The following is a 281-nucleotide window of genomic DNA, read 5'->3' on the forward strand; positions in this document are numbered from 1 at the left end:
GTGGTGGGTGATGACGGGATCGAACCGCCGACCCCCTCCTTGTAAGGGAGGTGCTCTCCCAGCTGAGCTAATCACCCGATACTGCGCTGGATACTACAAACTACTTCCACCGAACCCACCGCATTAGTGGTGGGTCGTGCAGGATTCGAACCTGCGACCAATTGATTAAAAGTCAACTGCTCTACCAACTGAGCTAACGACCCGAAGTGGTGGGTGATGACGGGATCGAACCGCCGACCCCCTCCTTGTAAGGGAGGTGCTCTCCCAGCTGAGCTAATCAC

The 281-nt window shown here is 56.2% G+C and carries 2 tRNA genes; both read right to left on the reverse strand.

From position 1 onward, the window contains the following. Window position 1 precedes the first annotated feature (1 nt). Window positions 2-77 (reverse strand) — tRNA-Val (locus BGE37_RS24915). A 50-nt stretch (window positions 78-127) separates the two neighbouring features. Then, window positions 128-203 (reverse strand) — tRNA-Lys (locus BGE37_RS24920). Window positions 204-281: the final 78 nt, after the last annotated feature.

Origin of the sequence: Escherichia sp. MOD1-EC6300 (assembly GCF_002965045.1) — a bacterium.
In the GTDB taxonomy this organism is placed as follows: Bacteria; Pseudomonadota; Gammaproteobacteria; order Enterobacterales; family Enterobacteriaceae; genus Escherichia; species Escherichia coli_F.